20 protein-coding genes are annotated in these 22,619 nt (G+C 71.1%); 6 read left to right on the top strand and 14 right to left on the bottom strand.

All coding sequences use genetic code 11. The features are described from left to right. Positions 1-15: 15 nt before the first annotated feature. Positions 16-390: a hypothetical protein gene (locus M1L60_RS43925; RefSeq protein WP_253243562.1), complete on the top strand. Its 375-nt coding sequence runs from the start codon at positions 16-18 to the stop codon at positions 388-390. Here M1L60_RS43925 and M1L60_RS43920 read toward each other — a convergent pair. The 3 genes from M1L60_RS43920 to M1L60_RS43910 all read right to left on the bottom strand — a co-directional run bounded on the left by M1L60_RS43920 (position 374) and on the right by M1L60_RS43910 (position 3,453). After that, positions 374-1,897, bottom strand: coding sequence for a PAS domain-containing protein (locus M1L60_RS43920; protein WP_253243561.1), 1,524 nt, complete (start codon positions 1,895-1,897; stop codon positions 374-376). The genes M1L60_RS43925 and M1L60_RS43920 overlap by 17 nt on opposite strands. 123 nt (positions 1,898-2,020) lie before the next feature. Further along, positions 2,021-3,043 (bottom strand): zinc-dependent alcohol dehydrogenase family protein, encoded by a 1,023-nt coding sequence (locus tag M1L60_RS43915; protein ID WP_253243560.1) that lies wholly within the window; start codon positions 3,041-3,043, stop codon positions 2,021-2,023. Continuing rightward, entirely contained in the window at positions 3,043-3,453 is a 411-nt protein-coding gene (locus tag M1L60_RS43910; RefSeq protein ID WP_253243559.1) for a (R)-mandelonitrile lyase, read from the bottom strand. Before M1L60_RS43910 ends, M1L60_RS43915 begins: the two co-directional genes overlap by 1 nt. A 143-nt stretch (positions 3,454-3,596) precedes the next feature. Between M1L60_RS43910 and M1L60_RS43905 the strand changes: the two genes are divergently transcribed. The 3 genes from M1L60_RS43905 (at position 3,597) to M1L60_RS43895 (ending at position 6,901) form a co-directional block, all read left to right on the top strand. Beyond that, positions 3,597-4,463, top strand: a complete 867-nt coding sequence (locus M1L60_RS43905; protein ID WP_253243558.1) for an aldo/keto reductase — start codon at positions 3,597-3,599, stop codon at positions 4,461-4,463. Positions 4,464-4,584: 121 nt separating this feature from the next. Beyond that, the gene (locus M1L60_RS43900; RefSeq protein ID WP_253243557.1) at positions 4,585-5,319 is read left to right on the top strand and encodes an SDR family NAD(P)-dependent oxidoreductase; all 735 of its coding nucleotides are present in this window, start codon (positions 4,585-4,587) and stop codon (positions 5,317-5,319) included. An 82-nt stretch (positions 5,320-5,401) separates the two neighbouring features. Beyond that, a complete protein-coding gene (locus M1L60_RS43895) occupies positions 5,402-6,901 on the top strand; it encodes an aldehyde dehydrogenase family protein (protein ID WP_253243556.1) in 1,500 nt (499 codons plus the stop codon). A 63-nt stretch (positions 6,902-6,964) separates the two neighbouring features. Here the strand turns inward: M1L60_RS43895 and M1L60_RS43890 are convergent, their stop codons facing one another. The 4 genes from M1L60_RS43890 to M1L60_RS43875 form a co-directional block, all read right to left on the bottom strand. Further along, positions 6,965-7,951 carry a sugar ABC transporter substrate-binding protein gene (locus tag M1L60_RS43890; RefSeq protein WP_253243555.1) on the bottom strand — a complete coding sequence of 329 codons (987 nt, stop codon included), beginning with the start codon at positions 7,949-7,951 and terminating at the stop codon, positions 6,965-6,967. Positions 7,952-8,023: 72 nt separating this feature from the next. Next, positions 8,024-9,937: a GMC family oxidoreductase gene (locus tag M1L60_RS43885; RefSeq protein ID WP_253243554.1), complete on the bottom strand. Its 1,914-nt coding sequence runs from the start codon at positions 9,935-9,937 to the stop codon at positions 8,024-8,026. A 10-nt stretch (positions 9,938-9,947) separates the two neighbouring features. After that, entirely contained in the window at positions 9,948-11,009 is a 1,062-nt protein-coding gene (locus tag M1L60_RS43880; RefSeq protein ID WP_253243553.1) for an ABC transporter permease, read from the bottom strand. Beyond that, on the bottom strand, positions 11,006-12,529 hold the full coding sequence (locus M1L60_RS43875; protein ID WP_253243552.1) for a sugar ABC transporter ATP-binding protein: 1,524 nt from the start codon (positions 12,527-12,529) through the stop codon (positions 11,006-11,008). The genes M1L60_RS43880 and M1L60_RS43875 overlap by 4 nt, the downstream gene beginning before the upstream one ends. A gap of 206 nt (positions 12,530-12,735) precedes the next feature. Here M1L60_RS43875 and M1L60_RS43870 point away from each other — a divergent pair, with 206 nt between their 5' ends. Beyond that, positions 12,736-13,536 (top strand): alpha/beta fold hydrolase, encoded by an 801-nt coding sequence (locus M1L60_RS43870; protein WP_253243551.1) that lies wholly within the window; start codon positions 12,736-12,738, stop codon positions 13,534-13,536. Continuing rightward, positions 13,533-15,422: a GMC family oxidoreductase N-terminal domain-containing protein gene (locus M1L60_RS43865; protein WP_253243550.1), complete on the top strand. Its 1,890-nt coding sequence runs from the start codon at positions 13,533-13,535 to the stop codon at positions 15,420-15,422. Before M1L60_RS43870 ends, M1L60_RS43865 begins: the two co-directional genes overlap by 4 nt. Here M1L60_RS43865 and M1L60_RS43860 read toward each other — a convergent pair. The 7 genes from M1L60_RS43860 to M1L60_RS43830 form a co-directional block, all read right to left on the bottom strand. After that, a complete protein-coding gene (locus M1L60_RS43860) occupies positions 15,403-16,218 on the bottom strand; it encodes an IclR family transcriptional regulator (protein WP_253243549.1) in 816 nt (271 codons plus the stop codon). The genes M1L60_RS43865 and M1L60_RS43860 overlap by 20 nt on opposite strands. Before the next feature lie 84 nt (positions 16,219-16,302). Continuing rightward, complete coding sequence (locus tag M1L60_RS43855; RefSeq protein ID WP_253243548.1) at positions 16,303-17,226, bottom strand: quinone oxidoreductase family protein; 924 nt, start codon at positions 17,224-17,226, stop codon at positions 16,303-16,305. Continuing rightward, a complete protein-coding gene (locus M1L60_RS43850) occupies positions 17,226-18,077 on the bottom strand; it encodes an alpha/beta fold hydrolase (protein WP_253243547.1) in 852 nt (283 codons plus the stop codon). Before M1L60_RS43850 ends, M1L60_RS43855 begins: the two co-directional genes overlap by 1 nt. A gap of 108 nt (positions 18,078-18,185) precedes the next feature. Next, positions 18,186-19,055: an alpha/beta fold hydrolase gene (locus M1L60_RS43845; RefSeq protein WP_253243546.1), complete on the bottom strand. Its 870-nt coding sequence runs from the start codon at positions 19,053-19,055 to the stop codon at positions 18,186-18,188. Beyond that, complete coding sequence (locus M1L60_RS43840) at positions 19,052-20,308, bottom strand: peptidase dimerization domain-containing protein (RefSeq protein ID WP_253243545.1); 1,257 nt, start codon at positions 20,306-20,308, stop codon at positions 19,052-19,054. The genes M1L60_RS43845 and M1L60_RS43840 overlap by 4 nt, the downstream gene beginning before the upstream one ends. After that, positions 20,305-21,267 (bottom strand): DODA-type extradiol aromatic ring-opening family dioxygenase, encoded by a 963-nt coding sequence (locus tag M1L60_RS43835; RefSeq protein WP_253243544.1) that lies wholly within the window; start codon positions 21,265-21,267, stop codon positions 20,305-20,307. The genes M1L60_RS43840 and M1L60_RS43835 overlap by 4 nt, the downstream gene beginning before the upstream one ends. Next, on the bottom strand, positions 21,267-22,517 hold the full coding sequence (locus M1L60_RS43830; RefSeq protein WP_253243543.1) for a Rieske 2Fe-2S domain-containing protein: 1,251 nt from the start codon (positions 22,515-22,517) through the stop codon (positions 21,267-21,269). Before M1L60_RS43830 ends, M1L60_RS43835 begins: the two co-directional genes overlap by 1 nt. Between the last annotated feature and the right edge of the window lie 102 nt (positions 22,518-22,619).

Here is a 22,619-nt window from a genome sequence, read left to right as displayed (position 1 = left end):
GGCACAGATACATGCATGTCGATCGCTAGCGAGGACCTGCGGAACTGCCCGGCCCGGATCACGCTCGACGCCGCCCAGCTGGCCTTCTTCGACGGCCTGCCGGCGGAGGCGCCGAGCGTGCAGACCGAGCTGGGCTGCGAACTCGAACTCGGCCACGAGGGCTCCCACGCCGCCCTGGGCCAGCAGGTGGACGCCACCATGTGGTGGATCCAGTGGACCCTGAGCGCTTCCGAGATCAACCCCTACACATGGTGCCCGGCCAAGACCACACCCCACGTCGAGCAACGCCACGACGACGACTGCACCCTGTTCGACGGACACCCGGGGCGTCACGTCGACGGCCGGCTCACCCAGCGCGGCGAGGCCGGATCAGCTACGCCGGCACGCTGACCTGTTGTTCCAGACGGACCTGGTCGGTGACGTCGTAGGCGTACTTGATGATCTTCACCGGTCGGCCGGACAGGTCGAGGATCGGGTTGTAGCTGGACTGGATCCAGACGTCCCGGCCGTCCTTGCCGCGCCGGTGGAAACGGCCGGAGCGGAACTCGCCGCCGCGCAGTCCCGCCCAGAGGTCCCGGTACTCGGCCGAGGCGGCGTACTCGTCGGTGCAGAACATGCTGTGGTGCCGGCCGGCGATCTCGTCCAGCGTGTACCCGACCGTGTTCAGGAAGTTCTCGTTCGCTGTGAGGATCCGGCCGTCCAGATCGAACTCGATCACCGCCTGCGAACGGTCGATCGCGGCCAGGCGCCCGGCGTACTCGACGTTGCGCAGCTTCTCGGCCGTGACGTCGTTGGCGAACTTGACCACCTTCACCGGCTTGCCGTCGGCGTCGAGGATCGGGTTGTACGTGGCCCGGATCCAGACCGGACTGCCGTCCTTGGTGATGCGGCGGTACTCGGCGGAGTGGAACTCCCCGCGTCCCAGCTTCTCCCAGAAGGCCTGGTACTCCGGCCGGCCGGCCTCGTCGGCATCGACGAAGATCCGGTGGTGCCGGCCCCGGATCTCGTCCAGGCGATAGCCCATCAGGTCGAGGAACATGTCGTTGGCCTCGAGCACGGTGCCCTCGAGGTCGAACTCGATCACGGCCTGCGAGCGCCGGATCGCGGTGACCTTGCCCTCGAAGTCAGCGTTGCGGTTCTTGGCCTCGGTGACGTCGACCGCGAACTTGACCACCTTCCACGGCTGGCCGTCGACGCCCAGGATCGGGTTGTACACCGCCTGCAGCCACACCTCGCGCCCGCCCTGGCCGATCCGCCGGAACTCGCCGGAGAAGAATTCGCCCGCCCCCAGCCGTTGCCAAAAATTGGCGTACGCCTGGGACTTCGCCTCTTCGGCCGTGACGAACATCCGGTGGTGCCGGCCGACCACCTCGCCGCGGCCATAGCCGACCAGGTCGAGGAAGTTGTCGTTGGCGTCCAGGATGTTGCCCTCGAGGTCGAACTCGATCACCGCCTGCGACCGCGTGATCGCCTGGATCTTGCCCTGCGCGTCGGCCGCGGCCCGCTTGCCCTCGGTCACGTCGAGCGCGTGCTCGATCACCTTGACCACCTCGCCGGCCCGGTTCTTCACCGGCACAAAGGTCGAGCGGATCCACCGGTCGTGACCACCCGGCCAAAGCAGCCGGAACTCACCGGTGCGGTTGCTGCCGGACCGCAACTGCTCCCACAGGGTCGTGTACTCGGCCGACTCGGCCATCTCGGGCGAGACGAACGAGCGGTGGCCGGCCCCCGCGACCTCGGCCGGATCGAGGCCCACCAGCTCGGCAAAGGCGTCGTTGGCCCGCAGCACCCGGCCCTCCGGGCTGTACTCGGCCGTGGCCGAACCGCGCTCGTACGCCTCGACCCGGCTCTCGAGCTCGGCCAGGAGCTCGTCCGTGGTACCCGTCTGATCCGACACGTCTGTGTCCTCCCGCTCGCCGAAGCCACCTCAGAAGCCTGATCGGTCGCGGGCCGGGCGACCTGAGGCAACATCCGGAAACCGGCCCCGGGGGGTGCACGGTCGCGGTGGCCCTGCAGCCCCTCAGAGGGTCAGCAGGGTCTTGATGGCGCGGCGTTCGTCCATGGCCCGGTAGCCCTCGGCGGCCTGGTCCAGCGGCAGCGAAAGGTCGAAGACCCGCCCCGGGTCGATGCTGCGGTTGCCGATCAGCTCCATCAGGTCGGGCAGGAAGCGGCGGACCGGCGCCGGGCCGCCGTGCAGGTGCACCAGCGAGAAGAACATCTCCATGCCGGGCAGGCTCACGTCGTGGGTCACCCCGACATAGCCGACGTGGCCGCCGGCCCGCGTCGACCGGATCGCCTGCATCATCGACTCCTGCGTGCCGACCGCCTCGATCACCGAGTGCGCGCCCAGCCCGTTGGTCAGGTCCTTGATCGCGGCGATGCCGGCGTCGCCCCGTTCGGCCACGATGTCGGTCGCGCCGAACTCCACCGCCAGCTTCTGCCGCGACTCGTGGCGGCTCATCGCGATGATCCGTTCCGCGCCCAGCTGCCGGGCCGCCAGCACGCCGAGCAGGCCGACCGCGCCGTCACCGACGACGGCCACGGTCTTACCCGGGCCGGCCTCGGCCGCGACGGCGGCGAACCAGCCCGTACCCAGAACGTCCGAGGCGGCCAGGTAGCTCGGGACCAGATCGGCGTCGGGCACCTCGGGCGTCGCCACCAGCGTGCCGTCGGCCAGGGGCACCCGCAGGAACTCGGCCTGCGAACCCAGCGAGCCCATCGGCACCCGGTGCACGCAGCCCGACTGGTAGCCGGCCCGGCAGATCTCACAGGTGTTGTCCGAGGCCCAGAACGAGCCGACCACGAACTGGCCCGGCCGCACCGAGGTCACCTCGGCCCCGACCTCCTCGACGATGCCCACGTACTCGTGACCCATCGGGGCCGGGCCGTCCATCGGCTGGATCCCCCGGTACGGCCACAGGTCGGACCCGCAGACGCAGGTCGCGGACAGGCGGACGACCGCGTCCGTGGGCGCCTCGATCCGCGGGTCGGCCCGGTTCTCCACCCGGACGTCACCGGGGGCGTACATGATCGCGCCTCGCATCAGGCCTCCCGAGCAGCGTCGTGATAGGTGTCGGCCGGCACGGGCTCCTGCCACGTGGTGGGGTCGCCGCCGTCCGGCTTGGCCTCGAGCAGGGCCAGGTGACTCATAAAAGTGTCGGGCCCGGCGCCGTGCCAGTGCTCCTCATCGGGCGGGCAGACCACGGTCTCACCGGCGTGGATGCGCAGCACGTGGCCGTCCCGGGTGCCGACCAGGCCGACACCCTCGGTGACGTGCAGGGTCTGGCCCACGGCGTGCGAGTGCCAGTTGGTGCGCGCACCCGGCGTGAACCGGACCAGGGCGACGGTCATCCGCGACGGCCCGGCGCCGTTGAAGATCGGCGTCATGTAGACGTCCCCGGTGAACGCCTCCGCGGGCGTCTTGACCGTCGGGCGAACAGGCAGAAGTTCCATGCCTCCCAGCAAACCCCGCCGACGGCCCCGGTGGGAGTCACTGACGAAAGGGGTACCAGCAGAACCTCCCTGACCCCGCCGGCGCGTGCCTACCTTCGACAGCGGCGGGTATACCACCGTGTCCCGCGCCTGAAAGGAACCTCATGTCGTACACGCTCAACAACGGCGTCGAGATGCCCTCGCTGGGCTTCGGCGTCTTTCAGACCCCGCCCGGCGAGACCGTGACCGCGGTCGAGGCGGCCCTGTCGACCGGCTACCGGCACGTCGACACCGCCGCCGCCTACGGCAACGAACGGCAGGTGGGTCAGGCCGTCGCCCGGGCCGGCGCCCCAGTCTTCCTGGAGACCAAGATCTGGATCAGCGATTACGGGTACGAGGAGACCCTGCACGGTTTCGACAAGAGCGCGGCCAAGCTCGGCGTCGACCGGATCGACCTGCTGATCCTGCATCAGGCGCTGCCCTCGGAGTTCGGGCGCACCCTCGACGCCTACCGGGCCCTGGAGACGTTGCTGGCCGACGGCAAGGTGCGGGCGATCGGCGTCAGCAATTTCATGGTCGAGCACCTGACCGCGCTGCTCGAGAAGGCCACGGTCGTGCCCGCGGTCAACCAGATCGAGGTGCACCCGTACTTCCAGCAGCGCGAGGTGCAGGAGTTCGGCGCACGGCACGGCATCCTCACCCAGGCCTGGGCGCCGATCGGCGGCATCACGTTCTACCGCGACAGCGGCCATTCCAGCACCCTCGAGGACCCGGTCATCGGCAAGATCGCCACGGCGTACGGGAAGAGCCCAGCCCAGGTCATGCTGCGCTGGCACCTGCAGCAGGGCCGCCAGGTCATCCCGAAGTCGACCAATCCGAAGCGCATAGCCGAGAACTTCGACGTGTTCGACTTCGACCTGACCGATGCCGACCTGGCGGCCATCGACGCCCTGGAGACGGGCAAACGCGGCGGCCCCGACCCCACCGAAGTCACTCTGAAGTCGTTCGGCCGCGAGATCCCCGAGGCCTGATTTCCCGTACGGCCGGGCCGGCAACACCAGGGCGGCCGCGGTGACGGCGGCGCAGAGCTCGCGTTCCGCTCAGCGGTCCCCGGACGGTGCGCCGCGGGGCCGGGTGCGGTGCCATCGGTTCATGGGAGCCGTGGTGATCACCGGTGGGACCAGCGGGATCGGGCTGGCCGTGGCGCGTGCGCTGGTCGAGCGGGGCCGGCCGGTGGCCGTGCTGGGCCGCGATCCGGAGCGTTGCGCGGCCGCCCGCGAAGAGCTGGGCAGCGGCGACGTGCTGGTCGTCGCGGGTGACACCACCGACGCCGACGGCCTGGCCCGGCTGGTGGTTGCGGCGGAACAGCGGTGGGGCGCCGTCGACGGGCTGGTGACGGCGGCCGGGCGGCTGGCCCGGGGAACGCTCGACGAGCTCACACCGGACGAGTTCCGGGCCGCCTTCGAGACGAACGTCCTGGGAACCTGGCTGGCGACCCGGGCCGTCGCCCCGGCGATGGTGACCCGCGGGCACGGTCGCATCGTGACCATCGGGTCGGTGCTCGGCTCGACCGGGGCGCCGGCCCGGGCCGGGTACGCGGCGACCAAGGGCGCGGTGGCCGCGCTGACCCGGTCGCTGGCGCTGGAACTGGCCGGGACCGGGGTGACGGTCAACTGCGTGGCCCCGGGCCCGGTGCGGACGCCGATGAACGAGGACGACCAGGCTGCCGACGCTGCCGTGCAGGCGGCGTTCACGGCCAAGGTGCCGCTCGGTCGCTGGGGCACGCCGGCCGAGGTCGCGCATGCGGTCCTTCCGCTGCTCGACCCCGGCAGCGCCTTCGTCACGGGTAGCGTCTGGTCGGTGGACGGCGGCTATACGGCGCAGTAGAGGTTCGGTGACCGGAACGTGCTGGTTGCCGCCGCCCGGGGCGGGGTCGACGCTCGAGATCCGACCCAACCCGAGGAGAAGCATGACGACAGAGGCGGTGCGGGAACGGTTCCGGCCCGGCGCGGACTATCAGATGTTCATCGGCGGCGAGTGGCTGTCCGCGCCCGACGCGTTCGAGGCGGTCGACCCGAGCCTGGGCAGCGCCTGGGCGGCCATCGGCAACGGCACCGCCCAGCAGGCCGAGGACGCGGTCGCGGCGGCCCGCAAGGCGCTGCCGGCCTGGCGCCGGTCGACCCCGGCCACGCGGCAGGCGATCCTGGGCGCGGTCGCCGACCGGATCGAGGCCGACGCCGAGCTGTTCGCGCGGTTGCTGCCGACCGAGAACGGCCGCCCGGTGCGCGAGGTGGGCATCGCCGACGTGCCGGCCAGCGCGGCCATCTACCGCTACTACGCCGGTCTGGTGCGCTCGCACCGCGGCGACCAGATCCCGGTCGAGGATCCGCACAGCCTGGTCTACACGGTCCGCGAGCCGCTGGGCGTGATCGCCGCGATCCTGCCCTGGAACTCGCCGCTGATCACCGTGGCCAACAAGCTGGCGCCCGCGCTGGCCTGCGGCAACACGGTGGTGCTGAAGCCGAGCGAGTTCGCCTCGGCCAGCGTGCTCGAGTTCGTCCGGCTGATCGCCGATCTGTTGCCGCCCGGCGTGGTGAACGTGGTGACCGGCTTCGGGCCGACGGTGGGAGCGGCCCTGGTCGGCCACCCGGACGTGGCCAAGGTGACGCTGACCGGCGGCGGGCCGACCGCGCGGGCGGTGATGGCGGCCGCGGCCGGCGCGCTGACCCCGACCATCATGGAGCTGGGCGGCAAGAGCGCGATGATCGTGGCCGAGGATGCCGATCTGGGCCGGGCCGTGGCCGACGCGGCGATGGGCATCTACCTGGCCAACGGCGAGGCCTGCATCGCGTCGTCGCGGCTGCTGCTGCACGAGCGGATCGCCGATGACTTCCTCGACCGGTTCGCCGCGCTGGCTCGCTCGATCCGGGTCGGGGACGCGCTCGACCCGGACACCCAGGTCGGGCCGCTGGTCTCCCGCCCGCACTTCGACCGGGTGCTGGCACACGTCAAGAAGGCCCAGGACCAGGGCGTACGGGTATTGGCCGGCGACGAGGAGCTCGGGCTCGGCCCCACGTACAAGGACGGGTTCTTCCTGCGCCCGACCGTGCTGCACGATCCGTCCGGCCAGGCCGACGTCGTCACCGACGAGGTGTTCGGCCCGGTGACGGTGGCCGAGACGTTCAGCGACTACGACGAGGTGGTCGAGCGGGCCAACGCGACCCGCTACGGCCTGGCCTCCGGCGTGTGGACCACCGACCTGGCCCGCGCGCACCGGATCGCCGGTCAGCTCGACGCCGGCATAGTGTGGGTCAACAAGTGGTTCGACCTGCCGGCCGGCGCGCCCATGGGCGGCGTGAAGGACAGCGGCTTCGGCCGGGAACTCTCCTGGGAGACCATGCTGGAATACAGCGCGCCCAAGACCATCAACATCGACCTCGGCGCGCCCCGCTTCCCGCTCTGGGGTTAGTCATTACGTACGCAAGAAGAAGCCCCGGTCGCCGTTGACCGGGGCTTCTCGCTGTCGCCGGACCTAGCGCTCGGTCACCGGGATGGTGGCCAGGGTGTAGCCGAGCGTCGCCGTGTCCTTGTACTCGGCGATGTTGGCCTGGCTCCAGTACTTCGCCGTCACCACGTAGTTCTTGCCGGTGACGCCCTTCTTGGCGTCGTCCATGGCCTTGATGACGGCCATGCCGGTGGCGTACGAGTCCGGGTCCCAGGTGCCGCTGAGCCGGCCCTGCTTGACCGCCTCGATCGCGTCCGGGTCGCCGTTCGAGCCCTGGATGATGATGCCCTCGCCGGTGCCGTCGCTGATCTTGCGCCCGGCCTGGGTGGCCGAGGTCGACGCGCCGATGGCCGACGAGTCGTTGTACGACCAGACCGCGTCCACGTCCGGGTACTTGGTGAACGTGTCGGCGGTCAGCGAGGCCGCGTTGGCCGAGGTGTCCTTGGTGTTGTCGATCTGGGCCAGGATGGTCAGCCCGGCCGCCTTGGCCGCGTCGCTGAAGCACTTGACGTTGGCCTGGATCGACGGCACCGGCGGGCCACCGAGGACGATCACCTTGCCGCCCGGGCGGGTCTCGGCGATCTGCTTGGCCGCCTGCCGGTACGGCGACTGGTCGTCGTCACAGCGGTTGACGCCCCACCACACCGTCGAGGAGACGTTCGCACCCTCCGAGTTGACCCCGATGACCGGGATGTTGGCGCTCTTGGCCTGGGCGTAGGTGCCCTCCATGGCACCGGAGTCGAGGGCCCACAGCCCGATCGCGGCCGCCTGCTGCTGGATCATCGTCTGCACGTTGGAGACCTGCTGGTCGGGCGACAGATTGGCGTCGATGACGTTGACCTCCCAGCCCAGCTCCTTGGCCCCGGCGTTGAGGCCGTTGGTGACGATCTGCTGGCCGGGCTGCGAGGCGACCGGGCTCGAGTAGGCGACCTTGAGGCCGCTGGTGCCGCCGGCGGCCGAGGCGTCGTCGCCCCCGCCGCAGGCCGTGGCGCCGAGCAGGGCGGCGACGCCCATAAGCGAACAAGAGGTAATTTTCCACCGGGAAATGGGCATGACGGTTCCTCCGAGGGGTGAGGGCGCGAGCTGTTAGAAGGTCTTGACGAGGGCCGAGGCAGTCCGCTCGGCCAGCGCCATGATCGTGATCATGGGGTTGACGCCGGGCGCGGTCGGCAACGCGGACGCGTCCCCGATCCAGACGCCCGCGACGTCGTGCAGTTGTCCCCAGCCGTCGGCCACCGAGGTGGCCGGGTCGGCGCCGAGCCGGCAGGAGCCCATCTGGTGGGCCGAGAACGCGGTGTGGTCGTCGATCGGCGAGTCGGCCAGCTGCGCGAGGTAGGCGTCGAAGTCCTCGCCGCGCTTCCAGCGCTGGTCGCTCCAGTGGAAGGTGAAGATCTCGGTCGCGCCGGCCTCGCGGTGCATCCGGGCCAGTTCGGTGTGGGCCCGGACGGCGATGCGGTGGTCGACGTCGTCGTCGAGGTTCCAGTGCACGGCGGCCCGGCCGTCGGCGTCGAGATAGACCTCGCCGCGGCCGTGGTCGTGCGAGACGCCGTGCCAGGTGGCGAAGTAGGGCAGTTTGCGGAGCTGGTCGCGGGTCGTGCGGCCGTCCACGAACGGGGACTGCCCGCCCCAGGTGCCCGGGTTGAGGGCGAGGCTCTCGACCAGGAAGCCCCCGCCGTCGACGACCCGGGTCAGGTCGAAGCTGACGGCCGACTGGATCTGGCCGTGCCAGGCCTCGATCGGCTCCTCGTAGACGCCGGTGACGATCCAGGCCGGGTGCAGGGTGAGGTTCTTACCGGCCGCGGGACCGCCGATGCCGGAGCGCAGCAGCACCGCGGGTGACTCGATGCCGCCGGCCGCCACGACGACGTTGCGCGCCGACACCGACAGCGAGGTGGAACCGTCGACGGTGGCGAGAACACCGGTGGCCCGCCCGTCCTCGACAACGATCTTGTCGACGTGCGCGCCGACGACGATCCGCGCCCCGGCGTCGACGGCGTCCTGCAGGTACGTGTGCAGGGTCGTCCGCTTCTTGCCCTGCTGGCAGCCGGCGTTGCAGTAGCCGCACAGCTCGGAGTCGTCGTCCCGGGCCGCGTTGCGGGGCAGTCGCTCGTGGCTGTGGCCGAGCGAGGCGAGCCCGGTGATCATGGCCCGGGTGTTGGCGTTGTACCGGGTCGCGTCGGTGTTGACGCCGATCCGGTCCCACACCATGTCGGTGTACTTGTCGAAGTCGGGTCCGTCCAGCCCGTCCAGGCCGGAGGCGGCCCACAGCTCGCGGATGTGCTGCGGCGTCCGCAGGCAGACCATCGAGTTGATGACCGTGCCGCCGCCCAGCGTGGCGCCGGCCAGCACGCCCATCTGCCCCGACGACGACCACAGCGAGCCGCCGCGCAGGAACATCGTGGCCGCGCCGAGCGAGTCGATCTGCCGGAAGTCGGCCTCGTTGCGGTACTGCGCGGCCTCCAGCACGAGCACGGACTTCCCGGCCTGGGCGGCGCGGGCGGCCACGATCGCCCCGCCGGCGCCCGACCCGATCACCACGACGTCGGCGTCCAGCTCGGCCGAGCCGGGCGGCAGGGCCACCAGCGGCAGCGTCTTCGGCGCCGGCGGCGGCGTGGTGGCCGGTCCCGGGTAGCCCAGCGCGGGCCAGGTCGGGTTGGTGCCGGTGTCGTCCACGGCCCCGACCAGCGTGGCCAGGGTCATGGCCTTGAGCTGGCGCACCGCCAGCCGCAGCCGCATCGACTCACCGGCCACCGCGTGCAGCGTCGCCGTGCGGGTGTCCAGGTCGGCCTGGGCGAAGCCGTAGCCGAGCCGTTCCACCAGCTCGGCCACCGCGCCCCGGGTGAGCGCGTCGAGCCCGCCGACCGCGCCGGCCACGGCCACGTCGATGCCGCGGGCGGCCGCGCCGTCTCGGTAGAAGGCCACCGTCGCCTCGTCGGCGCCCTCGGGGGCGCTCAGCGACGGGGCGAACGTGTCGCACACGGCCCGGATGACTGTTTCCACGAGAATCCCCTTACGCCTTCTTGCCACGGTTGAGCCGCAGCCAGCCGCGATCCCGGGCCACACCCAGGGCCACGGCCACGATCAGCACCACGCCGTTCACGGTGCCCCGCCAGAAACTCGACACGCTGCTCAGCGTCAGGCCGTTCTGGATCACACCCAGGAACAGCACGCCGAGCACTGTGCCGCCCACGCCGCCGGCCCCGCCGGTGTACGCGGTGCCGCCGATCAGCACGGCGGCCACGACCGTCAGCAGCAGCGTCGAGTCGATGCCGGGGCTGGCCCCGGTGAGCCGGCCGACCTGGATGAGGCTGGCCACCGCGGCGGCCAGACCGGCGATGACGAACACGCTCAGCGTCGTCCGGTCGACGTTGATGCCGTTGAGCCGGGCCGCCTCCCGGTTCGAGCCCAGCGCGTACACCCCGCGGCCGAAGGTCGTGTACCGCAGCACCAGCGCGGCCACCACCACCAGCACGATGTCGAAGATCAGCACGTACGGGATCCCGGCGACCTCGCCGTTGGTGATGTTGTAGATCGGCTTGAAGTTCTCGATCGCGAACACGTTGATCGTCTTGCCCTGGCTCATCACCAGCGCCGCGCTCTCGAAGACCGACAGGGTGCCCAGCGTGACGACCAGGAACGAGATCTTCACGTACGAGATGAGGACCCCGTTGATCACGCCGAGCAGCAGCCCGACGAGCAACGCGCCGCCCACCGCCACCAGCGCGCCCTGCCCGTGCTGGAGCAACAGCCCGTACGTCATGCCGGTGACCGCCGCCGCCGAAGCCGTGGACAGGTCGAGGCCGCCCGCGATGATCACGAACGTGGCGCCCACCGCGAGCACCAGCACGACACTGTTGCTGGCCACGATGTTCGTAATGTTGCCCCAGGTCAGGAAGATCGGCTGGCTGATGCTCAAGAAAATGACGAGCAGGATCAGGCCGGCCAGCACCCCGGTGCTGTTGCCCGAGGCCCGCCACACGCCGGCCAGCAGCGCGCCGGGGCCGGAACGCCCGGAGGGTGGCGACGAGGCCGGGCCGGCGTCGTCCCGGCGGATCGTGGTGTCCTGGCTCATGACGGTTCTCCGAAGTCCTCGGTGTGGGTGCGGCCGCTGACCGCGATGGCGTTGAGGTGCACCTCGGTGAGCTGCTCGCCACTGCACTCGCCGTGCACCGCGCCCTGGAAACAGACCAGGACCCGGTCGGCCAGGCCGATCAGTTCGGGCAGCTCGGAGCTGATGATGACGACGGCGGCGCCGTTCTCGGTGAGTCGTTGCAGCAGGGCGTAGATCTGGCTCTTGGAGCCGACGTCGACCCCGCGGGTGGGTTCGCTGAGCACGTAGACCGGGCAGCCCAGGGCGAAGATCCGGCCCAGGATGGCCTTCTGCTGGTTGCCGCCCGAGAGCTGGGTGATCAGCTTGGCCGGCGAGGACGTCTTGACGCCGTACTCGGCGATGGCCTCGCGCACCCGCCGGTTCTCGGAGCGGCTGACCACGCCGAACCGGGAGATCTTGGGCAGCCAGGTCAGCGTCATGTTGTGGGCGACGCTGCGGGTCGGCAGCAGGGCCGCCCGCTTGCGGTCGTCGGGCACCAGGCCGATGCCGGCGCTCAGCGCCCGCCGCGGGTCGCCCAGCGCGACCGGCGTGCCGTTGACCCGCACCTCGCCCGAGGCCGCGACGGCCCCGCCCAGCGCCATCCCGAGCTGGGCCTTGCCCGACCCGACGAGCCCGGCGATGCCGACGATCTCGCCGCTGCGCACCTCGAACGAGGTCGGGGCGAGCGCGCCGTCGGCCGAGGCCAGGTCGCGCACCTGCAGCACCACCTCGCCGGGGGTGCAGTCGCGCGAGCCGTAGTAGTCGTTGAGCTCGCGGCCGACCATCATCCGCACCAGCTGCGACTCCGGGGTGGCGGGCAGGGGCACGGTCCCGACCAGGCGGCCGTCGCGCAGCACGACCGCCGAGCCGGCCGTCGAGTACAGCTCGGGCATGCGGTGCGAGATCATCAGCACCGCGACACCGCGCCGGGCCTGCTCGCGCACCAGCTCGAGCAGCCGCTCGGTGGCGTGCTCGGACAGCGAGCTGGTGGCCTCGTCCAGGATCAGCAGCCGGGCCTGGGACGAGACCGCGCGGGCGATCTCGACCTCCTGCTGCAGCTCGACCGACAGGTCGGCGACCTTGGCGTCCACGTCGACGTGCACGTCCAGCGCGGCCAGCTCCTCGCGGGCCCGGGTCCGCATGGTGGCCCAGTCGATGAACCGGCCGCGGCGGGGCAGCCGGCCCAGGAAGACGTTCTCGGCCACGGTCAGCTCCGGGGCCAGCGTCAGCTCCTGGCTGATCATCACGATGCCGAGCTTGAGGGCCGTGGCCGGGTTCGCGATCACCGTCTCGGCCCCGTCGACCAGGACGACGCCGCCGTCGGGCTGCTCGGCGCCACCGATGATCTTCGACAGGGTCGACTTGCCCGAGCCGTTCTCACCGGTCAGCGCGACCACTTCGCCGGGACGCACGGAGAGGCTGGCGTCGTCGAGCGCGAGAACGCCCGGGTATCTCTTCGAGACGCCGCGCACCTCGACCAGAGGCGCTGTGTTTGCGTTCATCGGCTACCTCCCTGGGGCGCCGGGGTGAGTTCACCTTCCGGCTACCGGATTGGCGCTCACCCTGGCACCGGTGGGTTACCTCACTAAGCAGGCTGTTCCGCTGAACGGACTGCGACCGGACCGCAACGTTCGGAGATTTCGCCGGCGGGTCCGCTGGGTGGACCGCGGACCGGGCGCGGGCCCGGCCGGAGGCGTGTGGTGAGGGCATGACCCCACAACCGATCCGCGGCTACGCGACGACGCCGTACGGCCAGATGCACTACGCCGAGCTGGGTGACGGCCCGGCCCTGCTCCTGCTGCACCAGACCCCCCGTTCGCACGACGAGTTCCGCGAGGTGCAGCCGCTGCTGGCCGCGGGCCACCGGGTGATCGCGATGGACATGCGCGGCTTCGGGCTCAGCGCCCCGCTGGCCGCGCCGCAGACGATCGAGGCCATCGCCGACGGCGCGTGGGCGCTGCTCGACGCGCTCGGCGAGCAGCGGGTGGCCGTCCTGGGCCACCACACCGGCGGCGCGGTCGCGATCGAGATGGCCGCCGCGGCCCCGGCCCGGGTCTCGGCGCTGATCCTGTCGTCGGCGCCGTTCACCGACGCGGCCTACCGCCAGGGCCACGCGGGCGGGCCGGGCGTGGACGAGGCCGACACCGCCGAGGACGGCAGCCACCTGACGAAGCTGTGGGCCCTGCGGCAGCCGTACTACCCGCCGGGCCGGCCCGATCTGCTCGACCGCTTCATCCGCGACGCGCTGGCCCCGGGCGTCGACCCGGCCGAGGGGCACCTGGCCTGCGCCCGCTACGTGATGGAGGACCGGATCGGCCTGGTCACCGCGCCGGTGCTGCTGATCGGCGCGTCGGAGGACCCGTTCGCGCTGCCCGACGTCGAGCGCCTCCGTTCGCACCTCACCGCGGCCAAGAACGTCGAGACCGCCGTCATCGAGGGCGGCACCATCCCCCTGATGGAGCAGAAGGCGGCCGAAGTGGCCGCCGTGACCCTGGAGTTTCTCGGATGAATCCCACCACGCTCAAAGCGGTCTGCGACACCCTGATCCCCCGCGTGCCGGCCGGCGACGGTGACAACGCCGACGCGGCCACCCTGCTCGGGCTGAGCGCTTCGGACCTGGGCATCGACGCGATCGCCGCCGCCGTGATCCCGATGCTGGCCCCGCACGTCCAGCAGAAGATCGCGATCACCCTGGACAGCCTGAGCGGGGTCACGGAGGACGAGCTCCCCCGCCGGTGGAAGCAGGCCCTCGACGACCCGGACACCTATCCGGGCGCGATCATCCTGCAGAGCACGGTGCTGGCCATGTTCTACACCGGGCCCGACGCCGAGGCCAGGAACCCGACGTGGCCCGCGATCGGTTACCCGGGCCCGCTGCTGCCGACTCCGGCCGAGACCGAATTCCCCAAGACCTTGCGTACGGTGGAACCCGGCGACGACCTGACCGCGGACGCCATCGTGATCGGCTCGGGCGCCGGCGGTGGCGTGGCGGCGGCCCGGCTGAGCGAGGCCGGGCTGCGGGTCCTCGTACTGGAAAAAGGGTCGTACCGCAACGAGCCCGACCTGCCCCAGCTCGAGGCGCTGTCGTTCCCCAACCTGTATCTGGGTGGCGGTTTCCTGTGGTCGACCAGCGCCTCGGTCGGGCTGCTGGCCGGCTCGACGGTCGGCGGCGGCACCACGGTCAACTCGATGGCCTGCCTGCCCACCCCGGACTACGTGGTCGACGAGTGGCGGGCGCGGGGCATGCAGGGGCTCGACGAGTACGGCGAGCATGTGCGGGCGGTCATGCAGCGCATCAACGCCACGCCGGCGAACACCGTGCACAACGAGGTCAACAAGATCCTGATCCGGGGCTTCGAGGCGGCCGGGCACGCCTGGCAGACGCTGGCCCGCAACGCCCGCGACGACGAGTCGCGCTACTGCGGCGAGTGCAACGCGGGCTGCCTGACCGGGTGCAAGCAGTCGACGATGAAGACCTTCCTGCAGGACGCCAGCGACACCGGGGCCCGGCTGCTCCCGAACTGCGACGTGCGCCGGATCCTGGTCGAAGAGGGCAGGGCCACCGGCGTACGGGCCATGGCCGGCGACCGCGAGGTCGTGGCCCACGCCCCGATCGTCGTGCTGGCCGCCGGCGCCCTGGCCAGCCCCGCGCTGCTGCTCGCCTCGGGCCTGGGCGGTCCCGCCGTGGGCCACAACCTGCACGTGCACCCGTCGTACTTCATGAGCGGCGTCTTCGACGAGGACGTGAAGGGCTGGGCCGGGCAGATCCTGACCAGCGTCTCGCACGACTTCGACCACGTGGCCGGCGACCACGGTTTTGTCGTCGAGGCGGCGCCGATGGGTCTCGGCTTCTGGACGGCGCTCACCCCGTGGCAGGACGGCGAGGCGCACAAGCGCGAACAGCTGCGGCTGCGGCACGTCTCCGGCGTGTGGGGCTTCGCCCGCGACCACGGCTCGGGCCGGGTGGAACTGGGCCCGGACGGGATGCCGCTGATCCGCTGGGACCTGACCGACGAGGTCGACCTCGAGGTGGTGCGGCGCTGCCACGTCGAGCTGGCCCGGCTGCTGCGCGGGGCGGGCGCGCGCGAGATCTTCACGTTCCTGCCCGGCGATCCGCGCTGGCGCGAGGGCGAGGACTTCGAGGCGTTCCTGACCGTGTTGAGCAAGCTGGACGGGCCGGACGTGCTGACGCTCTCGGCGCACCAGTCGGGCACGTGTGCCACCGGCACGGTCGTCGACGGCGAGGGCCAACTGTTCGACGTGAAGGGCGTCTACGTGGCCGACGCCTCGGCCCTGCCCACGGCGCCCGGCGTCAACCCGATGGTCTCGATCGAGGCGTACGCGGCCAAGACCGCGGCCCACATCGTGGCCGCGGTCAGAACTCCTGGGCGCTGAGCAGCTTGGTCATCCGGCGGCCGACCAGGTTGAGCAGGCCGGCGAACCGGTCCACCTTGGCCCGCGTCGTCGGGGCGGTCACCGACAGGGCCGCCACGACGGCGCCGGTCGCGCCGGTGAGCGGGATGGCCACGCTCATGTAGCCGATCCGGGTCTGCTCGAACTCGGCCACATAGCCCTGCTCGCGGGCCTTGCGCAGCTCCTGTCCGAGCAGACCCGGCGCGACCGTGGTGCGCGGCGTGACCCGGGTCAGCGGGGCCGACATGACCTCCTCGAGCAGCTGGCGCGGCCCGAACGCGAGCAGCGCCTTGCCGGTCGCGGTGCAGTGCAACGGCATCCGCCCGGCGACCCGCGACGGCCGGCTGATCTGGGTCTGCTCGCCCGAGACCTTGTCCAGGTAGAGCACCTCGAGCCCGTCCGACACGGCCAGGTGCGAGGTCTCGTTGGTGGCCTGGACGAGGTCGATCATGAGCGGACGGGCCAGGTCGCGCAGGATCCGCTGGCGCGGCACCCGCTGACCGATCTCGAACAGGCGCATGCCGAGCCGGTACTCGCCGTTGCGGCGCTCCAGCAGGCCCCACTGCACGAGTTCCTGGCTCAGCCGGTGCACCGAGGCCTTGGCCAGACCGGTGCGGCGGGCCAGTTCGCTGAGGCTGAGCGTCTCGTCGTCGAGGCCGAACACTTCGAGGATGCGCCGCACCTTGCCGAGGACGCTGTTGCTGTCGGGCGCGGGGTGCGGCTCGCGGGGGTCGGGTTGGAACAAACAGCCGGGGCTGGGGCTGGTCTCCATCATCATCCGAGGTTCGTCCAGCCGCCGCTCGCTCCGCAACGCAACGGTCCGGTCAACGGAACGTTTCCGCCGACCGGACCGAAAAGAGGATCAGAACGTGATGACCGCGCGCCCGCGGATGTGCCCGGAACGCATCCGCTCCAGCGCGTCAGCGGCGTTGTCGAGGTCCACCGACTCGACGGCTACGCCCAGCTCACCGGCCGCGAGCCGGCGGATCAGCTCGGGCGCCAGCTCCCGGGCCCGCCGCTCGTGCCGGATCATGTTGACCGGCAGCAGGGCCACGTCGGCCAGCAGCCAGCTCGGCAGGTCGATGGTGACCTCGGTGCCGGCCACGTAGCCGACCACGACGGCCCGCCCGCCCTTGCGCACCCAGCCCGTACGGCCGATCAGGCCCTCGCCGCCCAGCGTGTCCACCAGCAGGTCGAACTCCTCGCCCCTCTCCTCGCCGAGGGCAACGCCGGTGACGCCCGCGGGCACGCCGGCCAATTGGTCTTCACGGCCGACGAACCCGGTGACCTCGGCCCCGGCCAGCACGGCCTGCTGCGCCACCGAGGCGCCCACCGCGCCGGCCGCGCCGACCACGGCCACCTTCTCGCCCGGCTGCACCTTCGCCACGTCGTGCAGCACGATCGAGCCGGTCGTCATGGGTACGAAGAACGTCGCCGCCACCTCGGCCGGCAGCTGCGGGTCGAGCACGGTGACCGCCTTGCGCGGCACCACCACTCTTTCCTGCCAGGTGCCGTCGCGCAGCAGCCCGAGACCGCCCCCGCGCAGCATCACCTGGGTGCCCGGCTCCAGGTCGTCGGCTTCCAGCACCACGCCGCTGCCCTCGACCCCACCCGTGTACGGCAGCGGCGGCTTCATCGCAAAGTTGCCCGACGCTACGGTCAGGTCGAGGTGGGCCAGCGCCGCCGCCTGCACCTGGACCAGCACCTGGCCCGGCTCGCGGACCGGCTCGGCTATGTCCTCCACCACCGGGTCCTTGCCCCAGTCGTGGATGCGCAGGGCCCGCATCAGCCGGCCGCCTTGGCCAGGAACTCGAGCGACAGCGGGTTGTAGAGGGCTGCCTGCTCGTGCTGCGGCCAGTGCCCGGTCTCCTCGAACAGCTCGAGCTGCGAGCCGGCAATGGCCTCGTGCATGGCCTGGGCCTCGGGCACGTCACCGAACGGGTTCTTGCGCCCCCAGACGATCAGGGCGGGCTGGGTGATCTTGGCCATTTGCGCAGGGGTCAGCAGGTTGCGCTGCCGGATCTCCATCTTCTGCAGCGACAGCAGGTTGTCGATGTTGGCCACGAAGTCGGGCTCGTGGTAGATCCGGTGCCGCACGTCGACCAGCTCCTCGGTCGCGTTGACCGGGTCGGCCATGAGCAGCCGCAGCCGCTTGCGGGTCAGCTCGACGTCGTCGGTGGCCACCGCCTGCCGGGTGCTGGAGTCGATGCGCTGCATGACCTCGGGGTTGGCCACCGTGCCGCCCGCGCACAGCAGTTGCAGACTGGCGATCCGATCCGGGTGGTCGACGGCGGTGCGGGCGCCGACCCAGCCGCCGAGCGACTCGCCGACGATGTGCGCCTTCTCGATCCCGACGGCGTCGAGGTAGTCGAGCAGGTGCTTCACATAGAGCGGGATCTCGTACGGGTGGTTGGGCTTGCCGGTGTAGCCGTGCCCCAGCATGTCGATCGCGTGCACCTCGTAGTGCTCGGCGTGCGGCCCGATGTTGCGCGTGAAGGCCTCGAGGTGCCCGCTCGTGCCGTGCAGGAACACCACCGGGGCGCCCGCGCCGGCCCGCAGCGTCCGGGTCTTCACGCCGCCCGCGTCGACGTACGAGAGCGAGAACGGCAACGGCGACAGGTCGGTCCAGATGGACATGGCTCTCCTACGGCTGGTTGATGCGGTGGACTTGGGTGTTGCTGCGCTTGGCGAGCTCGCGGCCGGCCACCACCAGCAGGGCGGCGCCGGTCAACCACAAAATGATCTTCACTGGGAAACCTCTTCTCGGCGGGCGCAGTCGTTCAGGAACGCGGCGACGATGGCGTGGTAGCGCTCGGGCTGTTCCTCCTGCAGGTGGTGGGACACGTGGTCCATCACGTGCAGGTTCCCGTTCGGCACCATGCGGGCCAGCATCATCGGGTAGTCCGGGGTGAGGAACGCGTCCTCGCGGCCCCACATGAACAGCGCCGGCGCCTGCACCTGGCCGAGCTCGGCGGTGAGGTCCTGCCAGTCGCCGCGCGGCGAGTCGCTCATCGCCGCGAGCGCGCGCTCCTCCGGATCGAGGCTCTGCTCGTAACGCATGTCGAGCGTCGACTCGGGCAGCGCGGCGGCGTCCCACCACTCCAGGCGGGTGATGAGCTGCCGCATCTTCTCGCGGGTCGGGCCCTCGCCGCCGTAGTAGACGTCGCGCGCCGTCCGGCCGCGGTGGCCGTTCTCGGGCAGCGGAGCCAGCGGGCCGTAGAAGACCGGCATGCTGCCGGTGACGACCAGCGACCGTACGCGATCGGGGTGTTTCGCGGCCAAATTGAGCGCGATCGTGCCGCCCCACGAGTTGCAGACGAAGTCGGCCCGCTCGATGCCCAGCGCGTCCAGCAGCTTGACCTGGCTGGCCGCGTGGAAGTCCCACATCGGGCCGGTGATGCGCACCTTCTCCGACCGGCCGTACTGGAGGATGTCGGGGATGACCACCCGGCGGTCGGCCGCGAACAGCTCGGCCACCGGGCCGAAGTCGCTCCAGCCGGTGCAGCCGGGGCCGCCGCCGTGCAGGAAGACGGTGTCGAGCCCTTCGCCCAGGTCGAGGTAGTGGTACTTCGCCCCGCCCGCGTCGGCGTACTTGCCTTCGGGTGCTGCTGTCATCGTTCCTCCTCGGAGTTCGCGACCGCGACGCGGGCCAGCACCTCGCTGAGCCGCCGCATCTCGGTCACCTGCACGGTGTTCATGCCGAGCGCGAAGTCGATGCCGGGCAGCGGCGCCTTGGGCATGCCGACCCGGGCCGTGGGGATGCCGCGCGCCCGCAGGATGTTGGCGTCGGTGGCGCCGCTGTTGTCCGGAACGGGCGCGTGCGGCCGGCCGGACGCCGCCTCCCACGCGCGGATCGTCTCGGTGATCACCCAGCTGCCGGGGTCGGTGGTGGTGGCCGGGATGTGCGCCACCAGCTCGCACTCGGCGTCGGCACCGACAAAGGCCTCGAGTTCCCGGCGTACGGCCAATGGGGTCTGGCCGGGGGCCAGGCGGATGTCCAAGCGGATGCGGCAGGCGGCCGGGGTCACGGCGAGCATCCGCTCCCAGCCGCCGGCGACCGAGCCGATGATGCCTTGCGGGGCGGCCGTGGCCGTGCGGTGCCGGGCCGGGAAGCCGGCCAGCCATCGCTCGAGGCGGACGATCAGCTCGGCCGCGGTGACGATCGGGTTCTCGTAGGCCAGGCGGTGGCGACTGCCCGCGTACGTGTGAATGCCCTTGACCGTCAGCTCGAACCAGCACAGGCCGACCTCGTCGTACGCCACGAAGTCACCGGGTTTGGCGATGATCGCGTGGTCGGTGTACCAGCCGCGCTCGAGCAGGAACGACGCTCCGACGCCGTGGCCGGTGTTCGCTCGTCCGCTTCCGATCGCGTTCGTCGGCATGCCGCCGGCGCCGAAAGCCAGCACCAGATCACCCTTCGGCTCGGCTTCGACCGCCTCGACCGCTTCCGCGTACGCCTGACCGACCACCAGGACGCAGGCGGCGTGACCCTTGGGGTTGCCGGCGCCCAGGCCCTGCACGAAGTCACCGTCGGCCATCGCCTCCGGCCGCATGTCCGGTCGCAACTCCGGCCCGATCCACGGCACGTCCTCGGCCGGATCGCCGGTGGTGAGCGTGTCGATCGGGGCGTAGAGCATGAGGTCGCGTCCGGTACGGCGGCTTCCGACGCGGCCGACGGCGTTGGCCTGATCGTCGTCGATCCGCTGTACCTGTCCGGAAATTCCCGACATCTGCATCTGGTCGGCCAGCCAGGCGGCGAGGGTCGCCTCCCGTCCGGTCGGGCTCGGGATCGAGGTGACGGCGACCGCCGCCGCTCGCAGCCGTTCGGGCGTGATGCGGCGCAGTACCTCGGCGAGCAGCTCGCTCACCGATCACGCTCCGCGCCGGGCCCTCCGGCGGCCTCGGGACGGATCACGCCGACGCCCATGCCGGTCAGCCACTCCGGCATCGGGCTGTAGGCCAAGGTTTCCCCCGGCGCGAAGCCGAGCGCGGCCGCCATGGTGAGCCAGGTGCGGATCTCCTGGCCGCCGTTGCCGGCCTCCTCGCCGATCCGCGCGGTGGTCCAGTCGGTGTAGTGGCCCAGCTCGCCCCGGTCGAGCCGGCCCAGGAAGGCCTCGTCGAACTCGGGGAACAGGGTGGGCCGGGCGCCGACGATGATCTCGCGGCGGCGCTTGTCGTACTTCTCCCACTCGCCGCGGCCGTTGCGCCACGCCTCGACCAGGAACTCCTCGTCGTCGCCGTCCGGGTCCTGCCAGCGGCTGGGCCAGGGCAGCTGGTGGCTCAGCCCACCGCTCGCGACGACCACGACGCGCTGGCCGCTGCGCTCAATCGCGCGGGCGATGTTGCCGCCCAGCTCGACGCAGCGCTTCACGGTCGGCAGCGGCGTGGCGAAGACGTTGATCACGAGTGGGGTGACCGGCACGTCGAGGTCGCGCAGCAGGTACTGCACGGCGTGGCTCTGCCCGTGGTCGATCGTCATCTTGGCGCTGATCGCGACCTCGGTCCCCCGCTCGACCAGATCCTCGGCGAGCGCCTGCGCGAACACCGGATCCGATTTCTGCGGGCCTTTCGGGGTGCCGCCGTCACCGGCCGCGATCACCTCGTCGACACCGAGCGTGAACGACGGGATCAGGTCGAGCCAGAAACCGCGGAAGTGGTTGGAACCGATGATGACGACGTTGTCCGGCCGGGCCTCGGCGATGGCGTCGCGAGCTTCTTCTAATGCATCCCGAAAACGCTCGGCCCGGTCGATGCCGGCCACCTTGTCCCAGTGGGTGTTCATCAGCGTCGAGTGGGAGGCCGCGACGCCGAGCACGATCTCGCCCATCAGCGGGTGACCTCCGGGCGCGCGTCCGCCTCCGTGATGCCCTGCCCCTTGAGCTGCTCCAGGCGCTCCTCGGTGACGTCCTCGGCCAGCTTGCGCCACTGCAGCAGCGAGTCGTCGGGGCGGTAGAGGCGCTCCGGCGGGGCGTCGGTCACCTCGACCATCCACTTGTCCTGGCCCGAGAACTGGCCGTGGAACAGCCAGCGGATCGCGCCCAGATACTTGGCGTAGAAGGGCAGGGTGGCCAGGCCCTCGGCGAAGTTGACCATGACACCCACGTACAGGTGGTTGTCGGCGTCGACCGGCACGTAGAACTCGTAGTGGATGAAGCCGGGGTAGGCGATGCGCAGCACGCCCGGCATCGAGATCGACGCGAAGCCGGGGAACTCCTGGGCCGCGATGACCTCGTTGATCTTGGCCGCGCCGCCGGTGTTGCCGATGTTGCTGTTGACCTTTTCTTTGTTCTTGCGCGTGGGATCGATCTTGTACCAGGCTTTGCCGCTCCACTTGCCCAGGCCCGGGAAGTCGGCCTCCCAGTACTGGTTGTCCTGCACGCGGTAGATCCAGCGGCCGCGCTTCACGATCCGGGTGTCGTTGTGCACCGGCATCGCCTTGAACAGCCGCCACAGCGCCGTCCGGTGCAGGTACTTGGCGTGGCCCTCGTCGTAGCCGTTCTCGGCCGCGAACCGCCAGTTGCCCTCGCGGGGCTGGATCCGCACGCCGACCACGGCCGCGTTGCCGACCAGCTCCTCGGGCAGCTGCTCGTCGATCGGCGGGGCGTCCTCGCCGTCGCCGACGAACAGCCACACCATGCCCAGACGCTCCGCCGCCTCGAACGTGGGCTGGGTGACCTTGCCGCAGATCGGCGAGTTGGGCCCGTCGGTGATGGCCGCGGCCAGGTCACCGGTCTTCAAGTCGAACGTCCAGCCGTGGTAGACGCAGCTGACGGTGCCCGGGAACTGCTGGCTGCCGTAGCTGAGCGGGACACCGCGGTGCGGGCAGCGGTCCTTGAGCGCGTACACCGTGCCGTTGTCCCGCATCACCATGATCCGCTCGCCGGCCAGGGTGACGGCGGTCGGCTTGCCGGTGATCTGCGACGAGAACGCGACCGGGTACCAGTAGCCGCGGAAGCCGGCGGCGGCCGCCTGGTAGTGCGGCCAGCTCGACCAGTCCTGGCGCCCGGGCAGGCGACCACGGCGTGAGCGCCGGGGACGCTCGGCTCGCGGGGTGCGCGGCGCGGATTCTGCGACCATGGATGGTCTCCCCTCTTGCTGTTCAGTGAGGGGAGAGAACCACCGATCGCGGGCCGGCCACAGCACAGGAGTCCACCCACCGAAACGCGTTCCGCTCAGCGG

It is taken from the genome of Paractinoplanes aksuensis (genome assembly GCF_024137025.1).
In the GTDB taxonomy this organism is placed as follows: Bacteria; Actinomycetota; Actinomycetes; order Mycobacteriales; family Micromonosporaceae; genus Actinoplanes; species Actinoplanes aksuensis.
Note: the sequence above shows the minus strand (reverse complement) of the source record. Positions and strands in the feature narration are given on the sequence as shown.

Bases quoted from the DNA above. Each gene is read 5' to 3' on its own strand.
- M1L60_RS43925 (WP_253243562.1), top strand. From the start codon at position 16: ATGTCGATCGCTAGCGAGGACCTGCGGAACTGCCCGGCCCGGATCACG.
- M1L60_RS43915 (WP_253243560.1), bottom strand. From the start codon at position 3,043: ATGCGAGGCGCGATCATGTACGCCCCCGGTGACGTCCGGGTGGAGAAC.
- M1L60_RS43910 (WP_253243559.1), bottom strand. From the start codon at position 3,453: ATGGAACTTCTGCCTGTTCGCCCGACGGTCAAGACGCCCGCGGAGGCG.
- M1L60_RS43905 (WP_253243558.1), top strand. From the start codon at position 3,597: ATGTCGTACACGCTCAACAACGGCGTCGAGATGCCCTCGCTGGGCTTC.
- M1L60_RS43900 (WP_253243557.1), top strand. From the start codon at position 4,585: ATGGGAGCCGTGGTGATCACCGGTGGGACCAGCGGGATCGGGCTGGCC.
- M1L60_RS43895 (WP_253243556.1), top strand. From the start codon at position 5,402: ATGACGACAGAGGCGGTGCGGGAACGGTTCCGGCCCGGCGCGGACTAT.
- M1L60_RS43890 (WP_253243555.1), bottom strand. From the start codon at position 7,951: ATGGGCGTCGCCGCCCTGCTCGGCGCCACGGCCTGCGGCGGGGGCGAC.
- M1L60_RS43880 (WP_253243553.1), bottom strand. From the start codon at position 11,009: ATGAGCCAGGACACCACGATCCGCCGGGACGACGCCGGCCCGGCCTCG.
- M1L60_RS43875 (WP_253243552.1), bottom strand. From the start codon at position 12,529: ATGAACGCAAACACAGCGCCTCTGGTCGAGGTGCGCGGCGTCTCGAAG.
- M1L60_RS43870 (WP_253243551.1), top strand. From the start codon at position 12,736: ATGACCCCACAACCGATCCGCGGCTACGCGACGACGCCGTACGGCCAG.
- M1L60_RS43865 (WP_253243550.1), top strand. From the start codon at position 13,533: ATGAATCCCACCACGCTCAAAGCGGTCTGCGACACCCTGATCCCCCGC.
- M1L60_RS43860 (WP_253243549.1), bottom strand. From the start codon at position 16,218: ATGATGATGGAGACCAGCCCCAGCCCCGGCTGTTTGTTCCAACCCGAC.
- M1L60_RS43855 (WP_253243548.1), bottom strand. From the start codon at position 17,226: ATGCGGGCCCTGCGCATCCACGACTGGGGCAAGGACCCGGTGGTGGAG.
- M1L60_RS43850 (WP_253243547.1), bottom strand. From the start codon at position 18,077: ATGTCCATCTGGACCGACCTGTCGCCGTTGCCGTTCTCGCTCTCGTAC.
- M1L60_RS43845 (WP_253243546.1), bottom strand. From the start codon at position 19,055: ATGACAGCAGCACCCGAAGGCAAGTACGCCGACGCGGGCGGGGCGAAG.
- M1L60_RS43835 (WP_253243544.1), bottom strand. From the start codon at position 21,267: ATGGGCGAGATCGTGCTCGGCGTCGCGGCCTCCCACTCGACGCTGATG.
- M1L60_RS43830 (WP_253243543.1), bottom strand. From the start codon at position 22,517: ATGGTCGCAGAATCCGCGCCGCGCACCCCGCGAGCCGAGCGTCCCCGG.